The 6388-nt window shown below is 47.9% G+C and carries 3 protein-coding genes; all 3 read right to left on the reverse strand.

All coding sequences use genetic code 11. From position 1 onward, the window contains the following. Positions 1–19 precede the first annotated feature (19 nt). The 3 genes from ABD720_RS19220 to ABD720_RS19230 all read right to left on the reverse strand — a co-directional run bounded on the left by ABD720_RS19220 (position 20) and on the right by ABD720_RS19230 (position 4821). Complete coding sequence (locus ABD720_RS19220) at positions 20–1561, reverse strand: SpoVR family protein (RefSeq protein ID WP_344765839.1); 1542 nt, start codon at positions 1559–1561, stop codon at positions 20–22. Next, positions 1558–2826 carry a YeaH/YhbH family protein gene (locus ABD720_RS19225; protein WP_344765840.1) on the reverse strand — a complete coding sequence of 423 codons (1269 nt, stop codon included), beginning with the start codon at positions 2824–2826 and terminating at the stop codon, positions 1558–1560. The genes ABD720_RS19220 and ABD720_RS19225 overlap by 4 nt, the downstream gene beginning before the upstream one ends. A gap of 72 nt (positions 2827–2898) precedes the next feature. Next, positions 2899–4821 (reverse strand): PrkA family serine protein kinase, encoded by a 1923-nt coding sequence (locus ABD720_RS19230; RefSeq protein WP_344765841.1) that lies wholly within the window; start codon positions 4819–4821, stop codon positions 2899–2901. Between the last annotated feature and the right edge of the window lie 1567 nt (positions 4822–6388).

Genomic DNA, 6388 nt, shown 5'->3' on the forward strand with positions numbered 1-6388 from the left:
GCGGATGGGACAGCCTTGCTCAGTACTTTTTGACCGGCTTATCCGCTTTGCAAGTCAGCGTGCTGACCAGACTGCCCTCCGGCGACGTTGTTTCAAGGTGAACATCGAAGCCCCATAAACGCGTCACATGTTTCAGCACCTCATCGGCTTGCTGATTCAAGGGGCGTCGTTGAAATTGTATGTGTCGCAAAGTCAGCGCCCGATTGCCATGCGTATCGACTGACAAGACCTGAATATTCGGCTCACGATTGCCAAGATTATATTGATCGGCCAAGGCCTGACGAACGTGGCGGTACCCGGCTTCATCATGAATCGCAGAAATATGCAGCTGGTCATTATTGTCGTCATCCAGCACGGAAAAAAAGTGAAAATCGCGGATGAGTTTGGGCGATAGATACTGCGCAATAAAGCTTTCATCCTTGAAGTTTTTCATTGCGAACTCAAGCGTTGCGCGCCAGTCACCACCGGCAATATCCGGAAACCAGAATCGATCTTCTTCTGTCGGATTCTCACAGATGCGCCGGATGTCGCGCATCATGGCAAAGCCAAGTGCGTACGGGTTGATGCCACTGAAGTGCGGGCTATGTACCGGGGGCTGGTACACGACATTGGTATGACTCTGCAGGAATTCGATCATGAAGCCGTTTCCGACGATGCCTTCATCGTAAAGTTGATTCAGGATCGTGTAATGCCAAAATGTTGCCCACCCTTCGTTCATCACCTGAGTCTGTCGCTGCGGGTGAAAATACTGCGAAATTTTGCGCGTGATACGGACTATTTCGCGTTGCCACGGTTGCAGCAGAGGCGCGTATTTTTCGATGAAATACAAAATATTTTCTTGAGGTTCCTCGGGAAAGCGGTCGTGATGACTTTCTGATTCTTCTTCCGCCCTGCGCGGCAGCGTGCGCCACAGATGATTGACCTGCGATTGTAAGTACGCCTCACGCTCCTCCTGCCTGGCATGCTCTTTTTCAAGCGACAGTTTAGCTGGCCGCTTGTAACGATCCACACCATAGTTTTGCAATGCATGACACGAGTCGAGTAATAACTCGACGGCATCGACGCCATGGCGGCGCTCGCACTGCGCGATGTAATCTCGCGCAAACACCATGTAATCGACGATGGCTTCTGCATCGGTCCAGGCGCGGAACAGATAGTTTCCCTTGAAAAAAGAATTGTGGCCATACGCCGCGTGCGCGATCACCAGTGCCTGCATGGTCAGGCTGTTTTCTTCCATCAAATACGCGATACAGGGATTGGAGTTGATGACAATTTCGTAGGCCAGTCCCATCTGGCCGCGCCGGTAACCTTTTTCCGTGGACAGAAAATGCTTGCCAAACGACCAGTGGTTATAAGACACCGGCATGCCTACCGAAGCATAAGCATCCATCATTTGCTCGGCAGAGATAATCTCCAGCTGATTCGGATAGGTGTCCAGTTTGAAATTCGCAGCGACACGCCGTATTTCTTCATGCACCCGCTCAATGAGCTCGAACGTCCATTCAGACTGCTCAGGCATTTTGTACGGCGCAACTTGGTCGATTGTGGCGGGCAGATTCATCGTTTCACCTGTTTCCGGAATAGTTCGCGAAATACGGGATAAATATCGGCAGACGAGGCGATTTTTTGCATCGCAAAGTGTCGGTGCTGAGCGGCTACCTGGGTATATTCCTCCCACAGATTTTGCGCGGCGCCATCGGTAATTTCGACGTAGGCGTAGTATTGAACTGCCGGCATGACGGTTTCAATCATCAGCTTTCGACAGTTGATTGAGTCGCTATCCCAGTTGTCGCCATCGGAAGCTTGTGCGACATAGCTGTTCCACTCGCCGCTCGGATAACGTTCCCGGATGATCTTTACCAGTAGATGGAGTGCAGAGGAAACCACGGTGCCACCGGATTCCCGGGAGTGGAAAAAATCATGCTCGTCAACTTCGGACGCCGCGGTATGGTGGCGGATGAATACCACCTCTATTTTTTCATAGGCACGCGTTAGAAAGAGATAGAGCAGAATGAAAAATCGCTTTGCAGTATCTTTCTTCTGCTGATCCATCGACCCGGAGACGTCCATTACACAAAACATCACCGCCTGGCTATACGGCTTGGGCACTTTGATGCGATTGCTGTAACGCAGATCAAACGGATCGATAAATGGTATTGCCAGCAAGCGTGTTCGTAAACGATGTATCTCTTGTTTTAAATTTGCGATGAGTACTGCGTCGGTATCTGGGTCGGCAAGTAACGCCTCCATCTCAAGTTCGGCTGCGCGCAGCAATTTTCGTGGCGCACCACCGACGGCAATACGGCGCCCGAGTGCTCCGCGTAGCGATCTGAGAACATGAATGTTGGAAGGCGTACCTGAGATGTTGAAACCAGCGCGTGTCGATTTGAATTCCTTGGCGGCGGTGAGTTGGGTTTTAACAAGGTTGGGTAGTTCGAGATCCTCAAAGAAGTAGTTCAAAAATTCTTCTTTGGTAAGTTCGAACATGAAATCGTCCTGATTGACGTCGTCACTGTTGCCTGCCTTGCCTTTGCCCGAACCACCACCTCCGTCAGGACGATCAACCACGTCCCCTTTCAAATAATCCTGATTTCCAGGGCGCACCGCTTCCCACACGCCGCCGTTTGCATGACCGAAGTTAGGTTCGTTTACGTCTTTGACGGGAATCGATATCTTCTCCCCGCTCTCGATGTCCGTGATTGAGCGACCTTTGATTGCGCGGGAGACAGCGTCTTTGATCTGACTTTTATATCGACGCAGGAAGCGTTCACGATTGACTGCAGATTTATTCTTGCCCTGTAGTCGCCGGTCGATGAGATGAACCAAGTTGACCTCCTTCTGTTGACACAGTTTCCAGCCTGTGTCGGCTGGAAACCCTGATCCGAACCAGTTGGTGCACTACGATGATTTCCGCACTCTCAGGTACCATTCGCACAACAGTCTTACCTGTTTTGCGGTGTACCCCTTATCGACCATCCGTGCCACAAATTCCTGATGCTTGTTCGCATCATCGGCGCTGCCTTTTGCATTAAATGAAATCACTGGCAAAAGTTCTTCGGTATTTGAAAACATCTTTTTTTCAATGACCGTTCTCAATTTTTCGTAACTGGTCCAGGCCGGATTTTTGCCGCCATTGTGTGCGCGCGCGCGCAGGACAAAATTAACGATTTCATTTCTAAAATCCTTAGGATTGGAAATGCCAGCGGGCTTCTCGATTTTTTCCAATTCCTGATTGAGCGAATTTCTATCGAAACTCTCACCAGTATCCGGATCACGGAATTCCTGATCCTGAATCCAGAAATCAGCAAATGTCACATAACGATCAAAAATATTCTGGCCATATTCGGAATAACTTTCCAAGTAGGCTGTTTGAATTTCCTTGCCAATAAATTCTACGTATCGCTGAGAGAGATGCTCTTTGATAAAGGCAAAATATTTTTGCTCGGTCTCGGGCGGGAATTGCTCGCGTTCGATCTGTTGTTCGAGAACGTAGAGAAGATGGACAGGATTCGCCGCCACTTCTGTGGTATCAAAGTTAAATACCTTCGATAAAATCTTGAATGCAAATCGCGTTGAGAGCCCATTCATCCCCTCGTCGACGCCGGCATAATCACTATACTCATGCATTGATTTGGCTTTGGGGTCAGTATCCTTCAGGTTTTCACCATCATAAACCAGCATTTTACTAAAAATGCTTGAGTTCTCAGGTTCGGCAAGGCGCGATAATATGGCGAACTGCGCCATCATCTTGAGCGTACCAGGTGCACACGGTGCTTTGGATAGCGAGGAGTTGCGTAATAATTTCTCGTAAATTTTTGTTTCGTCACTAACTCTGAGGCAATAAGGAACTTTGACTATATAAATGCGATCTAGAAAAGCTTCATTATTTTTATTGTTCTTGAACGTCTTCCATTCCGACTCGTTGGAGTGCGCCAGTACTACACCATCGAATGGAATTGCTCCAAAGCCTTCAGTCCCTTTATAGTTGCCTTCTTGAGTCGCGGTCAGTAGCGGGTGCAGCACCTTGATCGGTGCCTTGAACATTTCCACAAACTCCATCAGTCCTTGGTTGGCCAGGCACAAGCCGCCGGAGTAACTGTAGGCATCAGGGTCATCCTGAGCGTACTCCTCCAGTTTTCGGATGTCGACTTTACCAACCAGCGAAGAGATATCCTGATTATTTTCGTCACCAGGTTCTGTTTTGGAAATAGCAATTTGTTTTAGAACAGATGGGTAGCGTCGCACAACCCGAAACTGATCAATGTCGCCATTCATCTCTTCGAGACGCTTTACCGCCCAAGGACTCGGAATTGATCTCAGATAGCGACGCGGAATACCGTATTCTTCTTCAAGAATCGCGCCATCTTCTTCTTCATTAAATAATCCTAGAGGGCTTTCATTTACTGGTGAGCCTTTGATTGCGTAAAAAGGTACTTTCTGCATTAGTGATTTGAGTTTTTCGGCAATGGATGACTTGCCACCACCTACGGGGCCAAGCAAATATAAAATTTGTTTGCGCTCTTCGAGTCCCTGAGCAGCATGGCGAAAATAAGAAACAACCTGTTCTATGACTTCTTCGGTACCATAAAACTCGCGAAATGCCGGATATATTTTTATTATCTTATTGGCAAATATGCGCGATAGCCGAGTGTCATTTCGTGTATCCACCAGTTCCGGCTCGCCGATTGCCGAAAGCATTCGCTCGGATGCTGTAGCGTAGGTGAGCCGATCTTGCTTGCATAACTCGAGATACTCTCGTAAAGAAAATTCGTCCTCCCGGGTTCGGTCATATCGTGCTGCGTAATTGTCAAAGATTTTCATGAGAATTTCCTTTGAAGTTAAGCTATATGTTCGAGGTGATCGTATCTGTCGTTCTTTGTTTGCTGGTGTTCAAATAATACGCGCAGTTCAGTTTTGCAGTGTCGTTTTCCGGGCTATTTGTTTCTTTGTGAAATCAAATTGTATTTTTAAAAATGTTGCATTTAAGAATTATGTAATGTTTAGCGTACCGGCATGAGTTCACTGAATATTGTCGTCTTTGCATCGTTGCTGCTGTGCTGAACATCGTGAAACAGCACATAACTCAGTTCTTTTTTCTGAATGCATTTCAACTGTACTTCACTTAGCCGTGTCTTGCTTTATGTGCACTTGGGTCTCGTCACGAATTGCGTTTTTAATAATGTTTCTAGCTTCTGCATACATTTGCCTTGGCGTTGATCGATCGCAGTGATGCCGCCAATCTGCAAATTTTCTGAAAATGACCTACCCATCGAACTGTGCGGCGTATTTTAGAATTCAGGTGAGGGCGACATGTCTTGTGAACGAGACATTTTTTTGCATGTTTAACATTTGCGTTCCCCTCATGCAAAATTCTATGGGTCTCGAGATGTGATGTTTGGGTATGCGTTTTACGAAAATTGCCACGAGGTAATTTCACGGTTGGAGGATTGTCCTCAAGAGTTGAAATCTCTCAATTCGTGATCAAAGTTGAGCTGCTGTTCGTCTATGCATGAAGCGGTGTTGCCGCAGAGCGTATTGCCGGCAAAGCGCATCTGGAATCGTTAGAGTGGATTAGGTTCAAACGGCTGGAAGTGGCGCTAGGTCAAGATATGCGGTGTGTAGTCAGTTTGTTGTTCTATTGGTCTTCGTCATGTTGGTCATAGTAATTAGTAAGGCAGCTATAGGATACAAAGGCACGGGCTCGGCCCGGGCAGCGCTTACCGCATCTATTGATAAGCCGAAGCCTTCAGTAGGTAACATGTTGCCGATACTGTTTTGGGATGCGACTGCTTTTTCCTGAGCGATGCAGGACGGTGAATCCTGTCATGTTGAGCGCGACTGTGGTTGGTCGTGCAGCAATAGATAGTTTTGGCTAGATTTGGTTGACTGTTTCGATCGAGCATCCAACAGTTTGCTTCCCCAGCACTACGGGCAAATTTGTGAGGAGTCATCGCAATAACCGGCTCAGACTTCGCGTATAAAAAGGTCACGCGCTGTGATTGGATGTCTGACAAGAAACCTTGAAATTATTTATACCAAATACTTGCCAGCCTTCCGGGGTATTTGATATAGTTCGGCTCCCGTCGAGAGGCGGGCAGCAGTACGCAGTGAGTAAGGGTTTGAAGTGCAGGCGTTCTTTTGGTAGCAGTTGATCAAGGAACGCAGGTTTTGCTGGCAGTAACCAGCAGAACACGACAACGAAACAGTTGACGGCAGCGCGGCAAACCTCCATAATCTCGCTCTCTGCTGCAGACAAACAAAACGCTTTGTCTGAAGCGCGAAACGCGGCACGGTCGGCGAAGTTGGTCGAGGCGGTGCGGCTAGTGCGGTAGAAGTTCTTTAACAATTAACAGTTGATAAGTGTGGGCACTTGATGAAAGCGCACTGT

The organism is Actimicrobium antarcticum, from assembly GCF_039536745.1.
Taxonomy (GTDB): Bacteria; Pseudomonadota; Gammaproteobacteria; order Burkholderiales; family Burkholderiaceae_D; genus Actimicrobium; species Actimicrobium antarcticum.